Source organism: Bdellovibrionales bacterium, assembly GCA_019750295.1.
Classification (GTDB): domain Bacteria; phylum Bdellovibrionota; class Bdellovibrionia; order Bdellovibrionales; family JAGQZY01; genus JAIEOS01.
Genome location: JAIEOS010000057.1, coordinates 1 through 20,580, shown reverse-complemented (window position 1 = coordinate 20,580; position 20,580 = coordinate 1). Strand labels below are relative to the sequence as shown.

At 47.3% G+C, this 20,580-nt stretch carries 20 protein-coding genes; 11 read left to right on the top strand and 9 right to left on the bottom strand.

Annotated features, from left to right (window positions below; translation table 11 throughout):
* Window positions 1-6: 6 nt before the first annotated feature.
* Window positions 7-1,317 (bottom strand): hypothetical protein, encoded by a 1,311-nt coding sequence (locus tag K2Q26_10450; GenBank protein MBY0315931.1) that lies wholly within the window; start codon window positions 1,315-1,317, stop codon window positions 7-9.
* A 177-nt stretch (window positions 1,318-1,494) separates the two neighbouring features.
* Between K2Q26_10450 and K2Q26_10445 the strand changes: the two genes are divergently transcribed.
* From K2Q26_10445 to K2Q26_10430, 4 genes are all read left to right on the top strand, one after another.
* Window positions 1,495-2,865: a hypothetical protein gene (locus tag K2Q26_10445; GenBank protein MBY0315930.1), complete on the top strand. Its 1,371-nt coding sequence runs from the start codon at window positions 1,495-1,497 to the stop codon at window positions 2,863-2,865.
* Window positions 2,862-3,476, top strand: a complete 615-nt coding sequence (locus K2Q26_10440) for a hypothetical protein (GenBank protein MBY0315929.1) — start codon at window positions 2,862-2,864, stop codon at window positions 3,474-3,476. The genes K2Q26_10445 and K2Q26_10440 overlap by 4 nt, the downstream gene beginning before the upstream one ends.
* Window positions 3,477-3,485: 9 nt before the next feature.
* On the top strand, window positions 3,486-5,114 hold the full coding sequence (locus K2Q26_10435; GenBank protein ID MBY0315928.1) for a hypothetical protein: 1,629 nt from the start codon (window positions 3,486-3,488) through the stop codon (window positions 5,112-5,114).
* A gap of 146 nt (window positions 5,115-5,260) precedes the next feature.
* Window positions 5,261-6,004, top strand: coding sequence for a hypothetical protein (locus K2Q26_10430; GenBank protein MBY0315927.1), 744 nt, complete (start codon window positions 5,261-5,263; stop codon window positions 6,002-6,004).
* Here the strand turns inward: K2Q26_10430 and K2Q26_10425 are convergent, their stop codons facing one another.
* Window positions 6,005-6,457, bottom strand: a complete 453-nt coding sequence (locus tag K2Q26_10425; GenBank protein MBY0315926.1) for a TlpA family protein disulfide reductase — start codon at window positions 6,455-6,457, stop codon at window positions 6,005-6,007.
* Between K2Q26_10425 and K2Q26_10420 the strand changes: the two genes are divergently transcribed.
* A complete protein-coding gene (locus K2Q26_10420) occupies window positions 6,457-6,723 on the top strand; it encodes a hypothetical protein (GenBank protein MBY0315925.1) in 267 nt (88 codons plus the stop codon). The two genes, K2Q26_10425 and K2Q26_10420, sit on opposite strands and share 1 nt — an antisense overlap.
* Here K2Q26_10420 and K2Q26_10415 read toward each other — a convergent pair.
* Window positions 6,720-8,255: an FAD-dependent oxidoreductase gene (locus K2Q26_10415; GenBank protein MBY0315924.1), complete on the bottom strand. Its 1,536-nt coding sequence runs from the start codon at window positions 8,253-8,255 to the stop codon at window positions 6,720-6,722. The genes K2Q26_10420 and K2Q26_10415 overlap by 4 nt on opposite strands.
* Here K2Q26_10415 and K2Q26_10410 point away from each other — a divergent pair.
* The 5 genes from K2Q26_10410 to K2Q26_10390 all read left to right on the top strand — a co-directional run bounded on the left by K2Q26_10410 (window position 8,245) and on the right by K2Q26_10390 (window position 13,063).
* The gene (locus K2Q26_10410; protein MBY0315923.1) at window positions 8,245-9,294 is read left to right on the top strand and encodes a hypothetical protein; all 1,050 of its coding nucleotides are present in this window, start codon (window positions 8,245-8,247) and stop codon (window positions 9,292-9,294) included. The two genes, K2Q26_10415 and K2Q26_10410, sit on opposite strands and share 11 nt — an antisense overlap.
* The gene (gene speE, locus K2Q26_10405; protein MBY0315922.1) at window positions 9,294-10,178 is read left to right on the top strand and encodes a polyamine aminopropyltransferase; all 885 of its coding nucleotides are present in this window, start codon (window positions 9,294-9,296) and stop codon (window positions 10,176-10,178) included. The genes K2Q26_10410 and speE overlap by 1 nt, the downstream gene beginning before the upstream one ends.
* Window positions 10,168-10,818, top strand: coding sequence for an RNA methyltransferase (locus K2Q26_10400; protein MBY0315921.1), 651 nt, complete (start codon window positions 10,168-10,170; stop codon window positions 10,816-10,818). The genes speE and K2Q26_10400 overlap by 11 nt, the downstream gene beginning before the upstream one ends.
* Window positions 10,819-10,882: 64 nt before the next feature.
* A complete protein-coding gene (locus K2Q26_10395; GenBank protein ID MBY0315920.1) occupies window positions 10,883-12,082 on the top strand; it encodes an acyl-CoA dehydrogenase family protein in 1,200 nt (399 codons plus the stop codon).
* Between the two features lie 9 nt (window positions 12,083-12,091).
* A complete protein-coding gene (locus K2Q26_10390) occupies window positions 12,092-13,063 on the top strand; it encodes a hypothetical protein (GenBank protein MBY0315919.1) in 972 nt (323 codons plus the stop codon).
* 170 nt (window positions 13,064-13,233) lie between these two features.
* Here K2Q26_10390 and K2Q26_10385 read toward each other — a convergent pair whose 3' ends face one another.
* Window positions 13,234-15,483 (bottom strand): diguanylate cyclase, encoded by a 2,250-nt coding sequence (locus K2Q26_10385; GenBank protein ID MBY0315918.1) that lies wholly within the window; start codon window positions 15,481-15,483, stop codon window positions 13,234-13,236.
* Between the two features lie 225 nt (window positions 15,484-15,708).
* Between K2Q26_10385 and K2Q26_10380 the strand changes: the two genes are divergently transcribed.
* Window positions 15,709-16,803, top strand: coding sequence for a hypothetical protein (locus K2Q26_10380; protein ID MBY0315917.1), 1,095 nt, complete (start codon window positions 15,709-15,711; stop codon window positions 16,801-16,803).
* Here the strand turns inward: K2Q26_10380 and erpA are convergent.
* The 5 genes from erpA to K2Q26_10355 form a co-directional block, all read right to left on the bottom strand.
* Entirely contained in the window at window positions 16,800-17,129 is a 330-nt protein-coding gene (erpA, locus tag K2Q26_10375; protein MBY0315916.1) for an iron-sulfur cluster insertion protein ErpA, read from the bottom strand. The genes K2Q26_10380 and erpA overlap by 4 nt on opposite strands.
* Before the next feature lie 12 nt (window positions 17,130-17,141).
* Window positions 17,142-17,861, bottom strand: coding sequence for a (2Fe-2S)-binding protein (locus tag K2Q26_10370; GenBank protein MBY0315915.1), 720 nt, complete (start codon window positions 17,859-17,861; stop codon window positions 17,142-17,144).
* Between the two features lie 13 nt (window positions 17,862-17,874).
* Window positions 17,875-19,437 (bottom strand): ribonuclease Y, encoded by a 1,563-nt coding sequence (rny, locus tag K2Q26_10365; protein ID MBY0315914.1) that lies wholly within the window; start codon window positions 19,435-19,437, stop codon window positions 17,875-17,877.
* Window positions 19,438-19,446: 9 nt separating this feature from the next.
* Entirely contained in the window at window positions 19,447-20,016 is a 570-nt protein-coding gene (locus K2Q26_10360; protein MBY0315913.1) for a 5-formyltetrahydrofolate cyclo-ligase, read from the bottom strand.
* 164 nt (window positions 20,017-20,180) lie between these two features.
* Window positions 20,181-20,465, bottom strand: coding sequence for a cell division protein ZapA (locus tag K2Q26_10355; GenBank protein MBY0315912.1), 285 nt, complete (start codon window positions 20,463-20,465; stop codon window positions 20,181-20,183).
* Between the last annotated feature and the right edge of the window lie 115 nt (window positions 20,466-20,580).

The window sequence follows — 20,580 nt, the reverse complement described above, 5'->3', positions numbered from 1 at the left end:
TTCAGCTTAGAAGTTGGTCTTCGTCACTTGGCTCGAGCAAGATCTGCCGTAAGCGTTTGTCTGTTGGATTTTGATCACGTTGTTCATTCCGGTCTTTTCTAGGAGCACGTTGCTCACTGAGAAAGTACCACCCGAACCCGTACCATCAGAGCAGAAAGCCACGGTCTGGAACTTGTTGTTTACAGAGATGAAAACCGGGAGACCACGTTGGCAAGAACCACTGACCGTTCCCGCTTGGCCTGAGCACAATGCACCGGTAGCTGTCGTGCTGCTGATCGAGCACGCTAAGTTTTCGTTAGCACCCGCACTGTCATTGCTCGCGTTAAGACGAGCAGAGATTCGTGAAGTCACATTGAACGGCGTTCTTTGAGTGACTTTAAGAATACGCTCAGCATTAGCTACAAGAACGTTACCTGTATAACTCCATGTTCCGGCACCGACGCAAGAAATATTTGTTGCGATGTCCGCGTTATAGAAGTTCAGCGATAGTAATGCGCCTGCATTACAACGACCGTTCACAGATAAAGTGTGCATCGCTTCGTTCACAGAAACGTTATCGACTGTTAAGATAGCCACTGGAGCAGAGTTCAGAGTGATCGTCTCGCTATCTCTAGCGACGTTGCTGTTGGAGCGAATTTCGGCAGTCACTACATTCGTCGTAAAGTGGTTGGCTAATAAACCGCAGTACTTAAATTGATTTCCAGAGCATGATCCAGTTAAGCCCGCAGAGGCCAATAAATCACCAGTGAAAGTCATCGCGGTATTGGGACTGCAGCTTCCCTTTAATTCTACAACACGACCTAATGTGTTCACGCTATTAATAGATACGGACGGGTTTCCGCCACCTGGAGGATCATCATCGTCGTCATCGTCATCAAGGCCAGGGCATGTCGAAACGTCACCCCAATAGATGAATCCGCTGCCTAAAGAAATTTGAACTTCGGAGCCCGAAATAGGATCTACGACAAAGGCCAAAATTTGTTTACATTTATACTGACTAGGAATTGTGTACGAAAACGTGTAGCGACCTGGCTCTACCGCAATCGCTTCCGCATCGGGACTGATTCTCTCGCGATCCCCGTCGACCACTGCATAGAGACGAATCACCACGCGATTCGGACAATTGGCGTTCTCCTCTTGGCAACTTCTAACTATGACTTCCCCTTCGATAAGACCATTTGCATCCATGGTATCCATGGAACCATTAACGTTACTTTCGACAGTAGCATTGAACTTCTTTGCATTACAGTTTTGGAAAGCTAAAGTCACAACGACCAGAAAACACGAGAATGAAACCCAAAGTAAATTACGCTTCATTATCCCCCCTTTAATTTCTAACAGTAGACCACAGTCCTGATCCAACTGACAGGTTTATTTGTTATTAGTATCATACTGGTACGAACACTGTCTCAACCATCTTATATATTAGGTTCAGGACTAAAGTTTAAGGTATTCTATACCGATAAAAGGTCCGTAGTCTTAGGGGGATTTTCAATGAAACGCGAGCGTAGAATACGCATAGGTATAGTAGCCTCTATCGCGGTGGCATTGGTTCTCTTTCAAAATTGCAGCAAAGGTTATAAAAACCGTGCCCCAACGAGCTTAAGCTCATCAACGAGAGCTTCAAACACGACCGATGAATCGACTTCGACAAGCTCAGAGTCTTCCGCAGCACTGAGCTCACCCGTGCAACAGGCCGTAATGCTCTATCAAAGACTTTCCGGAGTGACATTAAGTACTGACGACTCAAAAATTACCGCGATGGCCTCTGATATTAAAAATCGCCAGTATCGAAGAGCTGCCGAAAAAGCCACGGATTCCAAAGAGTTTTACTCTCTCACCGTCCGCGACATGGCAGCGGCGATGTCCACCCGCGATCTATCCCCCGCGGCACCTCTCAGTGACTTTGTGGCTACAATCATCGGAGTGGTCCGTGACGAATTGCCAGCGACAGAACTTCTCACCGGGAATTATTATTATCGGGCCCGAGGGCAAGCTGGAGTTGATGACTCCGACAACGCGATTATCAATTCCAATAAACACTATCTCGATCTCGAAGCTCGCAATCTGGATTACAAAAACGTCCTGCTCAAAGAAACTCAACGAGTGTTTTCTCCCGGGAGCACCACCGCTACGAATCAGCCCGACCCTGCAGGTTTAATGACCACTCGAGCGTGGATGTTTGCCCACGCCAATGCCGGAACCAATCGCCGTCTGATCGAATACACCTTTAAAGTTTTTATGTGCTCTCCGATTAAAGAGTGGGCGAACACCACCTATCCCGATAGCCATGTGGGCCGAGAGATCGGTCGATTTCCCAATGCCGATTACAAATCCAAATGTAAAGGATGTCATACGGCGATGGATGGAATGCGTCCCGCCACCGCCCACTTTGATTTCCTCATCACCGATGCGGCGACAGAGCAAGGGCACATCAAGTACAATGCGACTTACAATACAGATCCTACCGCCAGCGGTGGAACCGTCGCAGTGCCACCTGACGAGCGCCAGGTTCCTTCAAAGTTTCGTCGCGCTTCTGAAACCTTCCCTGCGGGCTACGCCGTCAAAGACGACAACTGGATTAACTACATCAATCCTTCCCAGTTTGGCTGGGAGGAGGGCGACGGCCCTATGACCGGCAGTGGAATGAATGATTTCGGCAAAATGATTTCCCAGGCTCGCGGGTACAGCCAGTGTTGGGTGAAACGAGTTTTTAATACTGTGTGCAAAAGAGAACTCACCGCCGAAAACCAACAGCTGATTGATAAACTCGCCGCCAGTTTCGAATTTGGCGGCTATAATCTTAAAGATTTATTTATTGATGTTTCTATTCGGCCCGAATGTTTAGCTTTGGAGAGTTTATGATGAAGTCATTAATGACTCTCACAGCATTGAGTCTTTTATTGATAGGATGCGGAGGCCCTATGGCGCTCACACCCAAATCCAACATTTTTATGGATCCCGGTGGTTTTAAAGTTGTCGCGACAAAGGCGGACGCCATCATTTCCCAAAGACAGGTTCTTCCGAATTTTAAGAGTTGCCTCCAACTCCCGGAAGACAAAATCACCAATGACACCCGTTTGGCCGTTTCCAATGCCATGAGTAGTTTTTCGCTAACAGGATCTGCCGAAACGATTTCGGCACCCATGCTAATGGCTTTTGTTAAAGTGGCCGGCGAACTCTGCGATGACGTTGTGAGTAACGAACTCAACACCAATCAACGTCGCTTCTTTCAAGGCTTTAACATCGGCGGGACCACAAACACTCAGCCGTTTAATATCCAATCGACGATTCAAAAATTTGCCAACGGCTGTTGGGGAAGAGCCGCAACAACCGATGAAATCAATGTCATTATCGATTCGTTAACTTCCGTCGGATATTATAATAGTGCGACATTGGCCACATCCACATCCAAAAATACCGCCATTTATCTTTGTACAACAATGTTAGCAAGTAGCCAGGCGATCAAAAGGTAAGAGGAATTTATGAGTATTTCAAAAAAAGACCTACAATTTTTACGGCTCAAGAAACAACAGGAAGAGAAAGATCTTTTCCTGGAGTTGGCGAGCAAAAATCATAAAATTCCAAAAACGCGACGTGAGTTCTTAGCCCATGGACTGATTGGCGCCGCATCGACATTAGCTCTCCCCACTCTCTCTCAGCTGATTTCAAGCAGCGCCTGGGGCGCCGACCCAGTTGTTTGTGATGGAACAGCCACCTCCTATCCCGCCTTTATCCACTTACAATTAGCGGGCGGTGCGGCTCTGTTTGCTAACTATTTACAGTGTGGAGCCTTTGGAAACCCGATCAACGGGGAAACCATGGGTGTAGGGGCCCTCCCGAGCTCGGAACTCCTCTTTGCCAACAGCGCCCCCTTCTGGGAAAAATCGCCTTTAGTGCCAGAGAGTGATACGGCCGATGGATCTCACTTTATTCGGGGGATGCGTCGACGAATCAATGCAATTTTAGCTGGCTCCAGCACCTTCGAAAATTTTATTGGCAACGCTGGGTTCTGCGCGATTGCCTCCGAATCCCAAGATGACGCCACAACCAACAAGCAGGAAATCTCGGGAATGTTAAAAGCGGCAGGAATCACAGGAAGTGTTCTTCCCTATTTGCTCACCGATTTTATCGCACCGGCGGACGAGTTGTTTAGTAGCGCCGGCAGTCGTTTTATGGGTGCTGTTTTACCCTCGAGCAATTTTCTCAATGTGGTCAACGCAGGCTCGCTCAAGGACAGCTTAGGTTTTTCGGGCGTATTAGCGTTTAACGGAATCAACACCCAACAGAAGTTGCTTCAAGCGATCAATGACCTCAGCCGAAAACAGGTCGAAGCTTTGGCCCGAGCACCATCGTCGCACGAAACTCAAAGAGTGTTCCAAGGTCTTATCAAATGTTCGACACAAAAAAACGTAGATGTCTTAACTACAGGCTCCATTGTAGACATCAAGGATGCCGGCTATGCCTTTCCAGGAGCCGCAGCGATCTGGGCTCCGAATCTCACCGGAGTGCACGCGATGTTTAATCCTATCGTCGAAAAAGTGGGACTCACCGTCTCTAATTGTCTGAGTGGTTTATCTGGAGCTGCGGTCATCAACCTGGGTGGTTACGATTATCACTTAGGCCGCTTAAGACAACGCGCCAATGAAAAAGACCGCGAGGCCGGCGACATCGTCGGTCGCATTCTTGCCACCGCAAGATTAATGAATAAAAAAGTTTTTATTTTTATCTCGACCGATGGCTCGACCTTCACGCCACCGACCTCGGACACTATGATTGCTTGGCAAAACGATTCTTCCAAAAAAGGAACGTCTTACATGATCGGGTATAATCCCAACGGAGTACCCACCATGCAAGGTCATGGCGACAACGCCTCCTTCCAGCTGAATTACTTTACAGGAAATGGCGAAGTGAATCCGAATCACCCTGTCGCCAGTGTGGACAACCAGGAGATCATGGCCTCAGCCGTTTTTCTCAATTACTTGAGCTTTGCTAACGCTCTCAATTTATTGGACACTAAACCTTCTTTAAAGCCGGTGAAAGACCTTCTCACCGCAGCCACTCCCAGCGGATCCACCGTGGCCGATTATTTCACGAGGTTTAAACCAGGATGATCGGAAAGCGGTTTTTACTCTTCTTAATATTTCCTCTTCTTCTCTTGCTGTTTCATAACTGCGGGAAGTTTAGAAGTGCGACCACAAAGGGGAGCCTTGCTGGGTTAGGGTGCATTAACACCATCCAACCCGTCTTCCAAAAATCGATGTACAAGTTTTTTAATGACAACAATTGTATTGATTGCCACCGCGAAGGTGGCGCTTCTGGAAAATTCTTCGCTCACTCCAATCCGGGAACAGCTTTCCAAGTTTTTCTCGCCTACGGATCCGATCGCGTAAAAAATAAATTGTCGTTAGGCGGTGGCCACAGCGGCAACAATTATAATACCAATGCGAATCTCAAAGCCGGTCTAGATAGCGCGAAAGCGGCTTGGGATACAGCTCTCGATAATCTCAGTTGTGACAGTGCCGCAACCAAAACTCCTCCGAAAACTATAGAGTTCTACAATTCGACACTGGAGCTCGGGTCCTATCGAGTAAAATATGTGGACGGAACATCCCCGCTCGAACTCATCCCTGAACTTCGCGTCCCTCAAGTACTCACCTGGGATATTAATCCCGATCTCAGTTTGCAGATCGAAGTTCAAGTCATAGCCGATGCTTTTGCATCGACAATGTACTACCTGGTGGACGGAATAAAGGCGCGCTCTTCGACAAACTACAGACTTAAAAATATCAAAGTTTATTTAAACGATAAGAACTACGACGTAACGACATTCGAAGGAATCGATGTCACTCTGGAAGGTACCGGTAGCTTTGAATCTCTTTATACTGGTGCCACTGCGGTCTACGAAAAAAATCCTGAGGAACTTGATGTGGACAGCCCCGACTACGACCCTTATTCGAATCGAGACGCATGGTCCGTTTCGCTTGAAATCACCCAAGATTAGTTAGCGAGTTTTCCCGATCCGAATGTCCTGAATAATCCCACTCGGATCGATGGATACATGAGTCGGGACAAATTTAATCTTAAATTGCTTTTGGACATACCCTTCCGCATCGCTGATAAAACGAAACTGAGGGGCGAGAATTTTTGCCACCCTTTCCGCATCCACCAGAAAATCCTTTCGATCGGTATTAATAGGGACCACCACCACATCGGGCTTGGCGCTCAACTGCGGAAGTTCCTCTAAGCAAGGAGCACAAGTGGTGGACCAGAAGACCAACAACAAGGACATCCCGGGCTGGGCTATTCTTTGGTCCTGAAGCATGTCAGCAAGCTCTTTAAGTTCAAGCCTCTGGCCGATGAGCTCTTTTGAGTTTTCCAGGAGAGAACCCGATAAGATATCTTGAGAGGACCTGACGAATGCAAAAAGCAACCACAGACCAAAAATCAGACTCAATGGAAGTAGCAGGACCTTTAAGGATCGCATGCCGTAGTGGTAATGCAATCACTGGTGTTGGTCAATATCGTCCATCGTCTTTTCAAAGTCGTCGACACCAAAAGGGTCAGATCGTCTTTGAATACGTCCTATTGCTCGTCATTGCGGTCGGCGCGGCGACAGCCCTCAGTAAGCTCCTGGTGAGTCGAAACGCCGAAAGCGGCGGCGTGCTCACTTCAGCTTGGTCGAGAACTATTAATACGATTGGCTCCGATAAAATCGATTAAATCTCATCGTAAACGTGACTGTGCTTGAACTCCGCTGCGTGATCTTCCTCGTAAGTCGCATCAAAAACTGTCAGCTCTTTCTTTTGGCCACTTAAAATTTGATCGGCAGCTTTTAAACCCATCAATAAGCTATGATCCTGATTGTTGTATTGAAAGGCCCCGTAGCGCCCAATCACAATCAGAGATTCGAGCTTTGATAAATATTTTTGCACCTCTTCGAGCACTCCACGATAGCCGACTTTAAATACAGGATAGGTCTTTGCTAATCGGAGAACATGACCGTCTTTCACCCGAATTCCTGGAATAATCTTAGAAACAATAATTTCGCCGGTGGCTTTGGCGATCAACTCATCTTCCGGCATTGTCCATAATCCGTCCTGCGAACCACACCAGTACTCGATACAAAGTACAGTGTCCTCACCGGCTGTGCACATCTCGGGAGACCAATTTCGAAAATTAGTAATTCTCCCAAAATCCACGCCAGGAGTATGTACGTAAACCCAATTGTCGGGAAAATGATCTTTTCCCTCCACAAGAAGGTAAACGAGGATCGTATTTCTAAATTGCAACTGTTGGCTTTTTTCGATCAAAGAGAGCGGTGCTCCGATCGCGCGTATAAGAGAAGTGATCGGCATCGTCGAGATCACCTCTGAATAATCAGCAATGCGCTGAGGAGTGGAAAGTCTATAACCTCCCCCGATTTTTTCCAATTGAGTGACCGGCTCGTTAAAGTAAAACGTTCCTGTTCGCCGCTCGATGCGCTCTTTAAACTTTTCGTAGGTCGCACCGGTTCCAGCTTTGGGATACGCAAAAAATTCCACGAATGTTTTTGTGGGAGACACAAATTTCTTCATCAGCTGCCAAATACTCATTTGACGAATTTTTCTTTCGGCAAAATCCGAATCAATTTGTCGGCACGGGATTCCCCATAGTTTTTCGCTATACGATTTAAAAAAAGTTTCAAACAAACGTCGACCAAATTTGGCAATGACCCAGTCTTCAAAGTTTTCCGGCGGTGCCTTGGAGCCGGCGAGCTTTTGTTGAACGTAACTGAATAAACTCCAAAGACTTTCGAGGCCTCCGAGACGAATGAAAGTATTCAAAGGGCGAAGAGGATATTCAAAAAAACGACGTTTGTAAAAAATTCGCGTTTGTCGTTTGACCCAGAGATACTCGTCGGAAATGATGTTTTGCCAGAGTTGATTGACTCTTGCGCTCGAGGAAAAAAAACGATGGGGACCCAGATCCACTTTGTAACCCCAAAGAGAAATCGTTCGGCAAAAGCCTCCAACCTGAGCGCTCGATTCAAAAATATCCACCGCAACTCCGGCTTGAGTGAGCTTAAAAGCCGCAGCTAAACCCGCTGGGCCGGCGCCAATGATGGCGATCTTCTTTTGTGGTGACGAATCCACGGTTGTCGTACTGATAGAATCCCCCGATGAACGAATATATTGTAATGCTTTGTGGAAGCTTTCAAGAATATTTAGCCGAAGAGGAGCACTCGACCAGAGCTCCAGAGTATTGCACTGCACAATTCACTTCTTTTTCTCTCCTCTCAAAGCCGTTTTTTACCGAAACGTTCTGTTGATTTCAGAGGAGATTTCCGCTTTATTCTCGGCAATGTTCTTCGAAGGTTCCGAAAAGAAAATTGAAGTCCTATTTAAGGACTCAGCTCCCCTATTACGCAATCTCAAAGAGAGTTTTTGGCAAGATGTCGTTAGAGCCGCTGGCGCTAAGATTCTCTCCAAGATTTCTAATGAGCACGTGGACGCTTATCTCCTGTCGGAGTCGAGTCTCTTTGTCTATGACCGCCATGTCGTTATGATCACATGTGGTCGGACAAAGTTAATTCAATCGGTGCGAAAGATTCTCAGTCAAATTAAACCTCAACATATCAAGGCCTTCTTTTACGAACGTAAGCACGAAGTTTTTCCTCAGTACCAACCCAGCCACTTTTTTGAGGATTTGATTCGACTTAATAAATGGTTCGATGGCGAAGCCATGCGCTTTGGCGCTGAAGATGATCATCACTTATTTTTATTTTCAACGAATCAAGAGCAAGAGATCAACACTCAAGATCACACCATGGAAATTTTAATGCATGGGGTCCGCACTAACAAGATCGAACTCTTTCAAAAAGAAAACTTACCCATGGCCACAGCGCCCGTGCATGAGCTTTCGCAAATTAGCTCGTTGGTTCGCGGCCAAATCGATGATCATGTTTTCGATCCCTGTGGTTACTCGCTCAATGCCATTGATGGTCGACACTATTACACCATCCACGTCACCCCCGAAAAAATGGGAAATTACACGAGCTTTGAGACCAACGCCATAGCACCCAAAGACCAAGCCAACTGGGCAAAAAATGTGGTTAATTTTTTTGATCCCTTATCTTTTGATATTGTTTTGTTTAATACCGAGAAAACACCTGACGTAAATCTTCCCACGTATGTTCTTAAGAACCGCTATTTGCAGAAGCTCCGATCAGGCCTTTACGCGCAGTACTTGACCTATTACAAGCCGCAGGAAGAAACCGAGGGCGCGTTTATCATTCAAGAAAGTGAACTGTAATGTCACAATGGTTTGAGGAATACGATGCCGAAAGCGAAATGGGTCGTCGCTACAAAGTGAGCGCGAAACTGTTTTCAGAAACCAGTGCATTTCAAAAGATCGAAATTTTTCAGACGGCCACGCATGGCCGCCTTCTCGCGCACGATGATCTGGTAATGACCACGGAGAAGGACGAGTTCATTTATCATGACATGATCACTCATGTCCCCATGATGGTCCACCCCAATCCTCGTCGCGTATTGATCATTGGTGGTGGCGATGGTGGCACCGCTCGCGAAGTCCTCCGCCACAAATCCGTGGAAAAATGCGTGATGGTGGAAATCGATGAGGTTGTTGTCAAGGCGGCCAAGCTCCATCTGCCAGAGACCGCCTGCGAACTTGAAAATCCCAAACTGACTTTACTGTTCGAAGACGGAATCGCTTATATCAAAAATTGTAAAGAGACTTTCGACGTCATTATCGTCGACTCCTCCGACCCCGTAGGACCAGCGTCTCCCCTGTTCAACGAAGATTTCTACAGACAGGCCCATCGCTGTTTAGCCGACGACGGAATCGTGGTTTCCCAGAACGAATCTCCGTTTTATCATCAAAAAATGCAAAGGGCTTTACTTGAAATCTTAAAAGGTGTTTTTCCTAAAACTCATCTTTACTGCTACACTAATCTCACCTATCCCGGGGCTTACTGGTCATTTAGTTTTGCATCTAAAAAGTATTGCCCTCTAAGAGATTTCAAACCGGAAAGAGTTCGACAGTCCGCCATCGATTTTAGGTATTACACGGCGGGCATGCACTATGCGAGCTTCCAACTTCCCGCATTTTTAGAAAAAGAATATGCCTCCCTATTAACTCCACTCCCGGGACTTACACTCCAAAATGGACGATAGAAAAATTCTCCTCTCCTTCGATGAAATTGTTCGCCGGCTCCAACCCCATGTAACGGAAGAGCGTTTCACACGCATTCAGAACGTGGTCAAAAATCGAATTCCCAACGCCAGCGTGATTTTGGAAAATATCTATGATCGGGGCAATATCAGCGCCGTGATGCGTTCCGCGGAGGCTTTTGGTCTACACCAGTTGAATATCATCGAGCTCAGCGAAAAATTTAAAGAATCAAAGCGGGTCACCCAAGGCGCTCACAAGTGGATTGAAAGTCGAAAATGGTCGGCCACCCGCCAGTGTATCGAGCATCTCAAGGCTCAAGGCCAAAAAATTTATGTCACGCATCTCGATGACCAGGCCACGTCCATCGATAATGTGGATTTTTCTGTGCCTTTTGCCATTGCATTTGGCAACGAGAAGGATGGGGCCTCCCCCGAACTTCTAGAGCTGGCTGACACTCGGGTCTTTATCCCGATGCAGGGGTTCGTTCAGAGTTTCAATATTTCGGTGGCCGCTGCGTTGTGTTTTTACCACATTCGTAAGTTTGGAAACACACCTCAGCTCACCCCGGCCCAAAGAGACGAATTGACCGCGAAATACCTCATCCAGTCCATTGAGCACTGGTATAAATATCTCGAAAATTAGGACCTTGAAATCAGGTCTTTCCCAAGTTAGATTTTTGTCATTAATCTCTCTAACGGGGTACCCCATGAACTGGAACGAATTTGATTTATTTAATCCAACGGAAGAACACAAACTTTTGCGGGAAACCGTAAGGGCCTTTACTAAAGATTCTGTGGAGCCTCAGGCTCTGGAACACGATCGTAAAGAAAATTTTAATTTACCTTTGTTTCGCCAACTTGGCGAAATCGGTCTTTTAGGACTTTGTGTTCCCGCACAATATGGCGGATCAGAAATGGACGCCGTGGCTGCCGTCATCGCGCACGAGGAACTGTCCTATTCTGATCCTGGATTTTGTTTGGCCTATTTGGCGCACGCTATTCTTTGCGTCAATAATCTCGCAGTGAACGGCAGCCAGGAACAAAAAGAAAAATATCTTCCTGGCTTGTGTAGCGGTGAGCTGGTCGGCTCTATGGCCATGTCCGAGCCTAACTACGGGACCGATGTTTTAGGCATGGAAACAACAGCGGTAAAGACCGGCGAACACTACAAAGTGAATGGTCGCAAAATGTGGATTACCAATGGCTGCATTGATGATGTCGGAACTCCTTGCGACATGGTCTGGCTCTACGCTTGCTCGGGAAGCAATGACAAAGGCAAAAAACAAATTTCGACGTTCATTATCGAAAAAAACGACAAAGGTTTTTCCGTGGGCCAAAAAATTAAGGACAAGCTTGGTATGCGGGGGTCTAACACCGCAGAGCTCGTTTTTGATAATTGCTCGATCAGTGCCGATCGTCTCGTTGGCGCGCTCGGAGATTCGTCCACTCACATGATGAAGAATCTCGAAATTGAACGTGTCACTCTGGCGGCGATGAGTTTAGGAATCGCACGTCGTTCGGTGGATGTTATGAGTCGCTACGCCAATGAAAGACAAGCCTTTGGGAAGTCACTTCATTCCTTTGGGCAAATTCAAAAATACATTTCCGAAAGCTACGCGGAATACCAAGCGGCGCGCACCTACGTTTACAATACGGCCCGACGTATGGAACTGAAAGGCTCTGGAAGCCGCTTAGACTCCGACGGGTGCAAATTGTTCGCCACCACGGCCGCAAAAAATATCGCCGATCGCGCGATTCAAGTTTTAGGTGGATATGGATACGTGGGCGAATACGTCGTGGAACGCCTCTGGAGAGATGCAAAACTTTTAGAAATCGGTGGAGGCACTCTCGAAGCTCACCAGAAAAACATCACACGCGATTTAAGCAAGAACCCCACTCTGTTATAGGAGAAAGATATGAAATATTGGATTGTTTTGACTTCGCTCCTCTTCTCGACAGCCTGTTTCGCTTGGGGCAAACGAGGTCACGAAACGGTAGGAAGTCTGGCGGCCCAGCTCCTTGCCAAACAAACCATTAACGGGAGATTTTTAATCTATCACTCCTTCGACATGGGCTACTACAATAACGCCCCTGATATCGTTTGGAAATCCACCGACGAAGTTTATAAGAAAGAATGGACTCAGCATTTTATCGATTTCGAAGCGTTCGATAAAGAATTCAAATCCCGCAATATCGAAAACGGCTGGAATCCTGACCGTAAGGCTTTCTTTGAAAAGTTTCCGATTAAAAACAACGACGGTCGGGCCTTCTGGAGAATTCAAGAATTCCATCAAAAGCTCGAGGACATTTCCAAAAAACTGGGCAATAAAAAGCTAAAGCGCGAGGAGCGCCAAGCCCTGCAACTGGATTGGATCGTGACTGCGGGACTGATGGGTCATTACTTTGCCGATTTGTCTCAGCCCCTTCATGTCACCGAAAACTACGACGGGCGCTCGACGGGACAAAAAGGAATTCATCACTGGTTCGAAGAGTCCATGGTCGACGAACTTTATCCCACGATCACCAACGAAGTTTATCAAGCGGCAATTCAAAAATGGCCGCAGTTTCAAAAAGACGCCAAAGGAAAAACGCCTTTCCAACTCGCGATCGAACTGGCGCGAGACTCTCAGAAACACATTTCAAAAGTTTTAGAAATGGATAAACAGATCGGACGTCGTTCGGTCGCCATTGCTGCCGAAAAGAACAAGATCCTACTGATCGATCGACTCTCCACAGGAGTGCTCTATCTTGCTTACGTTTGGAACTTACAGACAGCCTGGGGACCGACCTACGACGGCGAACGCTTCTTTGGATTTGCCCATGTTCCTGCTTACGTAGACCCTGCTGCTGAGACTCCTCAAGCCACTGAAACCACTGATAAAAAGTAAGTCGTAACTTTCTTCAAAAAGTAATAAGGACCAGCTGTCCTTATTACAAAATTCCCGGTTTTTTAAATTAGACGTTTATTTCGTAAGTCTTTTCGCTAATTCTCTGGAGTGTATCCGGGGGGAGACAAAAAAGGGGATTTTTTTCACGTATGTATAACTCATTTTTTTAGCTATTGAGCGGGATCTAAAGCTTCGGGTCGAGTTCGTAAAAAGCGTGGACGTCTCCGAGTTTCATCGGCGGGCAAGTACGATGGACGAGTATATTTCGAAGTGTCTTCACCTAACAAGTTTTTATAAGTCACTTTCACTCGCCCGGCCTGCTGATCGGCCGCCGCGATGACCTGCTGGGCAGTTTGCAAATTTCCACCAGGAATGGCGGACCCGACCGAAACTGAGGGCTGCAAAGCGGCACTTGCACGAATCGCTTCCCCTTCACGCTCTAAAACAATTCCACGAAAGCGGTCAAAATTTCTTTGAGCAAAACTCTGCTCTTCCATAGAGAGTTGGCTGCGGAAGTTTTGGGGAAGTTGTTCAAAAGCCGTCGCGCTTGAAATGTCGCGATAGCGTTGAGCCGCCGCCACTTTTTCGGTTCTAAAAATTTCTCGCGTCTCAGGATGATTATACACTCTATCGGATATGGCTTGGGAAATACGACGAACCTCCGCCGGATTCTGCGTGTTGAGAACTACGACAAATTCGTCCCCACCCCACCGATAAACTGTCGCATTTCCGCCGGCGACGTCATTCACTGTTCTCGCAACGTTCGCGAGGTAAGCATCTCCCGCCTGTGAGCCTGCACCAAAATAATTGACCTTCCCTAAATTATTCACATCAATAAACAGAACCGACTTATTCCCCGATGCAATCTCCTGCTGAGCCACTCTGCGAATTTGATCGTTACCAGCACTAATCGCTAAACCAGACTGATCCATTCGAAGCCTTTCGATCCCCTGAGGGGTCACCATGCTGTATACAGGTCGACCGTCAGCATCTACACTTCGCGTGATTGTGCCTCCCTCCAGTCGAGAAAGAACGGTGTGGCCTGCGGGCACGGGCAAAGGTCGTCCCGTCGTACGCCGAATCGCATTCATCACCGTAGACCCATGATTTTGCACGAGACTATTCGCTCCCCGTAGCACGCCGTATCCCGCAACACCCACCGCCGCGGAAATTCCGAGATCGCGATAAATGCCTTCGCGATAAGATCTCAGCTGTTCCACATCTCCGGCAGCTACACCGGGAAGGTCTCGTGCGATGTTGGAGCTTCGTTGATTCTCTAATATGTTATTTAAAGAGGAATACACATTCACGTTGGCGTAAGATGTCGCGACCAGTCCCAAAACAATGGCTGGTCCACATCCGACGCCCGAAAACAAACATAAACCGGCGGTTCCTAGAGCCCCGACTCCCGCAGCCTCGGTGATTCCATCCGGAAGCATCGACTGGTTTTTTCCGAGTTTACATTGGCAAACGGCATTGAGATGAGTTTGTCTTGTCGCCGCGGGCATTCGATTTAAACTTTCCGCAATAGGAGTCGGACTGATGGCTATAGTTTGGCAAGGGCTCGACTGGCAAAGTCCACTCATCGCCGTGAGAACGGGACGAAACGCTTGAATCATCGACGAACCCAAATCACGAAGTACTGGCTCAGGGAGACGTTCGCTACCAAGGAGGCGATTGAGCAGTTGGGCGCCGGAGCTTCCGGCATTCGCAGTTGGACTTACCGTTTCAAACTGACCTTGAGAATTGGGAAATAAAAACTTCTCGATCTCTGGATGAGTGGCGCGCTCCCTGAGCAAATTTGTTCCAGTCCCCATTTGAGCGGCGAGCGCTTGCGCATTGGCATAGCCCCCCATCGCCATGGGATAATGTTGCATGATTTTACCTAAACGCTCCATCATCCTCGCACGCTCTTGACCATGAAAATAATTATCTTTGATCATGTTCTTCAAGCGCTGAGCCTCGACCGCGGCCACTAAATATCGTTTCTGCACCTGAACGGCCTCTGTGGCCACTGGCACTGAGGTTTGCGCATCGAGCAGCGGCAAAGCTTTCTGGGTCACTTCGGCTTGGAAGGGATACTTGGTACATGACGACTTCACCGACTGAAGCGCGGAGTGAGAGCTTGTCAAATCTTGGTGTCGAAGAATTCCGTGGGACTTGAGAATATAGGCACTCTCCAAGATATGCGCATAACTCCTCGCTAAAATATTCCGTTGCAGATCGGAGGCGACGATGGATTGAAGATCTCCGTCTGTCGCGGTGGCCGGAGCGTTTCTACATTGAGCACTATCATGTACCAATGACTGTCGATCCAGCGTGGGCGCGACTCGCGACTCTTCGCCAGATTCCACACTCACCTCTTCCGAAAATGCCGGCGGAAACAAAAATAGATTTATAAAAAACAACAGTTTAAGCACATTGATCTATCGGCTCATTTAATGATGAATTGTATGGCCGTAGGTCGGGCTTTAAGTTTTTCACCGGAGATATAAATTCTCAAATTGAGACAATCGGATGGAGAGATTTCCATCGTCTCGAATATATACGCTCCGATAGAGCGATCGGTTCAGAATTTGAAGAGGAACTTGAGTTTCGATTCTCAAGACGCCCAGAGTATGAGAATATTTGGACTGTGGGGTTCAATGAATAAGTGCATTTTTCTTTCGGTTTTATTTGTCGTCGACATGGCGGTGGCTGGTCAAAACTCACCGTTTTTTGACTATATGAATTCGAATGTTCCGGCGATCGATATTGACGGTGATGGAGTGGTAGATCTTCATCGAACTTTCCAAAAAGGCCGACTGATCGAAACCGTCTACACTCCCACCCGCCAACCTAACTACAAGGAAATTACAAAACACACAGGAAAAGACCGCTTTACCCAAACCGTATTCGTCAATGACAAGAAAGTCGCCACCGTAAACCAAGTTCCTATGGCTCGCGGTTTAAAAATCGAAACGGTTGAAGAGACCTCTAAAACCATCGTCATCTTGGATGCGAAAAATCGTATCACCGAAAACTACACCTTAAAAAAAGGACTTTGGCTCTTTAAGGATAAAAAAATTGAGCCCATTCACACCGTGATTCAAGCCTCGGATGCGGTCAACTCTACACCTGGAGGCACCACCACTCCAACCCCTTCGACTCTTCAAGAGGTTGAGCCCGCAGGTTTTAGAATTGATTCTCGAAGTTGCAATCCTGCCGATCGCGTGATTATTTCTCACGCCACTCGCAAGGTGGCCAATGACCTTCTTCCTTGCTTGAGCCGCCTGAATCCTCAACTGGGACAAACTCTGTTGCAGAATATTTCGACACAAAAGAATTTAATCAAGTGCTCCCAACCGATACCTGCGGACGCAAGAGTGGCAGCAGATCAAAAAATCATGGCCTACACCATGCCAGTACCTAGCGCTCCTATTTCCTTTGCGGCAGGAACTCCCAGTGCTCGTGCCGAACTGAGTGAGGCTCAACAGATCACTGAGTCAGCGTCACTGATCTTTCACGAAGCTCTTCACAATTTAGGAATTCCTCACAACGAGGACGTGGCTAACGGAAGAAGTAATATCGCTGATGCTGTTTTTGGGTGCCAACTTCATTGCACTCCCGAACTCGCTTCGAGCATGCCATTTATCGATAAAGAACAAAGTTGCGAACGTTGCGCGAATCAAAACACGACAATGGTTCGTGCCGCGGCGAATGCACTTCCGCGCCGGCCCACCAATAGCTGCACGAATTAAACGCCGAAAGAGCTGCCACACCCGCAAGTGCGAGTGGCATTAGGATTGTTAAAAACAAATCCTTGGCCGTTGAGGCCACCTTGATAATCCAAATTCATACCCACTAAATAAAGGAAGCTTTTTTTATCGATGACAAGCTTCACACCATTGTGCTCAACCACTTTATCATCGGGCTGCTGTTGAGTCTCGAAATCGAGCTTATAAGACATGCCCGAGCAACCACCGGTCACCACTTTCACCCGTAAAAAAGATTCGGGAGGAAGTTTGCTGTCTTCCTGTTTGAGTTTGGAGATCTGTTGAGCCGCAGTATCAGTCACTTGAATCATAACACCAGTATACTACGAGTTGCCTTTATTTTCATTGGGTTTTTGCGATGGAGATGGCGGGCGAGGACCGCCTTGTAAACCTTTGGAATTCTGAGAATTTTTTTGGTTCTGCTGGGAGTTCCTATTGCGGTTATTTTCGTTCTTGCCCTGATTTTGCTGTCCGTGGCGCTTATTTCTATCCCGATGAGAATCACGGTTTTGTCCCTTATTCTGTGGGTTATTTTGGCCTCTCGCCTGCTGCTGCTGACGGTTTTGATTCGAATTTTGCTGTTTCTGCGGCTGATTTTTTTGATTGTACTCTTTTTGTTTGGCCTGTTGCACTTCAATGGAGTCATTAGGATCGGGAACGTACTCCTCGATGATATTCCCCTTCACCGCAAACGACTCTTCTCCATCCGCGCGGGAGGCGCGGCCTTGAGGTCGTTTCGATGCCCGCTTTTCTTTTTCGAGCTGTTCGGAAACATCAACGGTGAGATCTCCAAAGCACCGCAACTGGCACGATAAGCGACTGCGATCAATGTAATGAGCGGTTCCGATCAAACTCACTTCTTTGCTCGAAGGCGGGAGCACGTGATGCTCCCCTTCTTTGATCTGCACCCGACATTCCGCGCAGGAAGGAAGACCCTTGCACACCGACTGAATATGGATGTCATGTCGTTGAGCCAGATGAAGCACGGTCTCGTTAAACTCAATCTCGTGCTCCACGTTGAGAGGCAAAAATTTTACTTTCACAAAGACCTCTCAATTATCGAGCGTGTTCTACAGCTCTCGTTTCGCGCACCACAGAGATTTTAATTTGTCCTGGGTACTTCATTTCGCGCTCCACCTTGCGGGCAATATCCCGACTGAGCATCAGCGATTGCTCGTCGGTCACACGACTACTGTCCACGATCACCCGAATCTCACGACCGGCTTGAATCGCAAAGGTGCGCTCGACGCCTTCAAAGCTATTGGCGATGGACTCAAGATCCTCGAGACGTTGGATGTAATTTTCGGCCATGGATTTGCGAGCCCCAGGACGAGCACTACTTAAAGCATCTGCGGCTTGAACTAAATACGCCAAAAGAGTTCGTGGCTTTTCGTCTTCGTGATGCGCGCGGATGGCGTGGCAAACCACTTCGGGCTCACCGTAACGTTTGGCAAAGTCTGCACCAATCACCGCATGAGAACCTTCAATACTGTGATCCATGGCTTTACCTAAATCATGAAATAAACCCGCACGACGAGCCATCTTTACATCAGCACCCATCTCAGCGGCCATAAGGCCTGCGAGCATTCCCACTTCGATCGAGTGGCCGTAGTTATTCTGCGTGTAAGACGTTCTGTATTTTAAACTTCCCAATGTTTTATGAATTTCCATATTGATGCCGTTAAGGCCAAGATCTAAGCAAGCTTTTTCGCCGTCCATCTTAATGGATTTGAAAAGTTCCTTTTTGGTTTTATCGACCACTTCTTCGATTCTTCCGGGATGAATTCGACCATCCGTAATCAAAGTCTCCATGGAGCGACGAGCCACTTCACGACGAACGGGATCAAATCCCGAAATCACAACCGCTTCCGGGTTCTCATCTAAAATCAAATCCACCCCGCAGAGAGATTCAATCGCACGAATGTTACGGCCTTCTTTTCCGATGATCTTACCTTTGAGCTCTTGATCCGGAAGAGGAATGATACTGATCGTACGTTCCGCTGCAAATTCACCGGCAAAACGAGAGATGGCCATACCAATAATCCGCTTGGCTTTAGCTTCGGCCTGTTGTTTGGCATCTTCTTCGACAGTCATCACCATCTTAGCGGCTTCGGCTTCGACCTCTTGCTTGAGCGAACTGCGCAGCTCTTCTTTGGCAGCGTCTTTCGAAATTGTTGCGACCGACTCAAGCTTTTGGGTCAGTTGAGTGAGCTTCTGCTGAGTCTCTTCTTTAAGGCTGTCGAGGCGAGTCTCCTGAGTTTTAAGCCGCTCCGACTTTTCCTTAATCTCTAACATCTTACGCTCATAGTCTTCTTGCCGACGTTTATTTTCGCGCTCCAGCTCTTTATTTTTATTCTCGAGGCTCTGCTCGAGATTTCGCGCCTGCTCTTTTTGACGACGAGCTTCTTGCTCGAGATTTTTACGCATCTTCATCTCAAGCTCTTGGGCTTTGTCCTTACCCTCTTTCTCGAGACGAGCCAGTTCACTTCGTGCTTTATTTAAAATTCGGTTCGCTTCCATTTGAGCGCCCTTTTTCTTTTTATTGTCGACCATAAAGCGGTAAGCGGCAAACAAGCCAGCTCCGACAACAAATCCAACAACTAGAAAAATAATTTCCATTCCCATGATTTAATACTCCTGTAATTGGCGCTCGATCTCGTAAACTTGGTTTTCTGTCACCAGAGCGCTCATTTTTATATCCCATGGCTCTAAAGGCAGGCCGTCTTCTTCCACCTGGAATGAAAACGCAATTCCGACCCTTTCGCCCCTGTAGTTCATTAATGTCTTGTCGTAAAAGGCTTTCCCGCGACCTAATCGAGCCCCTTCGGTGTCGAAGGCCAATCCAGGAACCAAGACTCCAGCAATGTCCTCTAAGGGAACTTCGCTGGAGGATTCATCAGGCTCCTGAACGCCGAAAAATCCTTTTACAAAACCGTTGGCGTGAGTTGGGCGGCAGAATTTGATGGTTTCTCCGCTGACGCGGGGAAAGACCCATTGGCACGAGCGAGACTGTTCTATGGCGTGATGAACATCAGGTTCACCCACCAGCGGCTTAAAGGCCGCCCAGTTCCCACGCTTATTTTTTAAGAATTGAGCAAGATTCGAATTCAAGCGGCTGAGCATCGCGGGGTCCTCATGAGAGGCGGCCTCAGCCATCTTGTTTTTATAAAATTTCCGTAACTCTTGCTTACTCTTCAAAATTCCTACTTCGAGCACTGCCCTATCACTCGTTTTGGAATTTTAAGATTTTATTTAAGGATTTCTTTCCGGATGTTCGAACCCGAGTTCCGCTTCCCGCGGCTGTCTGAGCGGTGAGAGCGTCCGGAAAGAAATCCTTAAATAAAATCTTAAAATTCCATTAACTATAAATGGGAGATTTGAAGGTCGGAGAGAATACGATTGGCCAGATTTTCAATATGATTCAATTCTTGGCTAGTGTTCTGTCTAAAAACGTAGAGATCTTCAGCTAAACGTAAACACGCTAGGACGAGGGCCTTTTGTGGCGAGAGGTTTGCCACTTCCTGGTCAATACGCTTATTCACCAGCTCAAGGATTTCTGAAAGTATTTGCTCGTCGTGTGAAGTTTTAAGTCTTAGTGAAACACCAGCGATCGAGATATCATGACTTGTTAAACTGGTGCTATTCATAGTTTCTCCGGATCAAATTTCCTAATATAATTAGTAACATCCGATCAGCTCCGGGGTCAAAGAAAAGTGGAATAATGGGGCCGTTTTGAGCAAAAACGGGACATAAAGTAGCATT

Bases quoted from the DNA above. Each gene is read 5' to 3' on its own strand.
- K2Q26_10435 (MBY0315928.1), top strand. From the start codon at position 3,486: ATGAGTATTTCAAAAAAAGACCTACAATTTTTACGGCTCAAGAAACAA.
- rny (MBY0315914.1), bottom strand. From the start codon at position 19,437: ATGGAAATTATTTTTCTAGTTGTTGGATTTGTTGTCGGAGCTGGCTTG.
- K2Q26_10420 (MBY0315925.1), top strand. From the start codon at position 6,457: ATGGAAGTAGCAGGACCTTTAAGGATCGCATGCCGTAGTGGTAATGCA.
- speE (MBY0315922.1), top strand. From the start codon at position 9,294: ATGTCACAATGGTTTGAGGAATACGATGCCGAAAGCGAAATGGGTCGT.
- erpA (MBY0315916.1), bottom strand. From the start codon at position 17,129: ATGATTCAAGTGACTGATACTGCGGCTCAACAGATCTCCAAACTCAAA.
- K2Q26_10440 (MBY0315929.1), top strand. From the start codon at position 2,862: ATGATGAAGTCATTAATGACTCTCACAGCATTGAGTCTTTTATTGATA.
- K2Q26_10390 (MBY0315919.1), top strand. From the start codon at position 12,092: ATGAAATATTGGATTGTTTTGACTTCGCTCCTCTTCTCGACAGCCTGT.
- K2Q26_10395 (MBY0315920.1), top strand. From the start codon at position 10,883: ATGAACTGGAACGAATTTGATTTATTTAATCCAACGGAAGAACACAAA.
- K2Q26_10355 (MBY0315912.1), bottom strand. From the start codon at position 20,465: ATGAATAGCACCAGTTTAACAAGTCATGATATCTCGATCGCTGGTGTT.
- K2Q26_10430 (MBY0315927.1), top strand. From the start codon at position 5,261: ATGTACAAGTTTTTTAATGACAACAATTGTATTGATTGCCACCGCGAA.
- K2Q26_10445 (MBY0315930.1), top strand. From the start codon at position 1,495: ATGAAACGCGAGCGTAGAATACGCATAGGTATAGTAGCCTCTATCGCG.
- K2Q26_10400 (MBY0315921.1), top strand. From the start codon at position 10,168: ATGGACGATAGAAAAATTCTCCTCTCCTTCGATGAAATTGTTCGCCGG.
- K2Q26_10380 (MBY0315917.1), top strand. From the start codon at position 15,709: ATGAATAAGTGCATTTTTCTTTCGGTTTTATTTGTCGTCGACATGGCG.
- K2Q26_10450 (MBY0315931.1), bottom strand. From the start codon at position 1,317: ATGAAGCGTAATTTACTTTGGGTTTCATTCTCGTGTTTTCTGGTCGTT.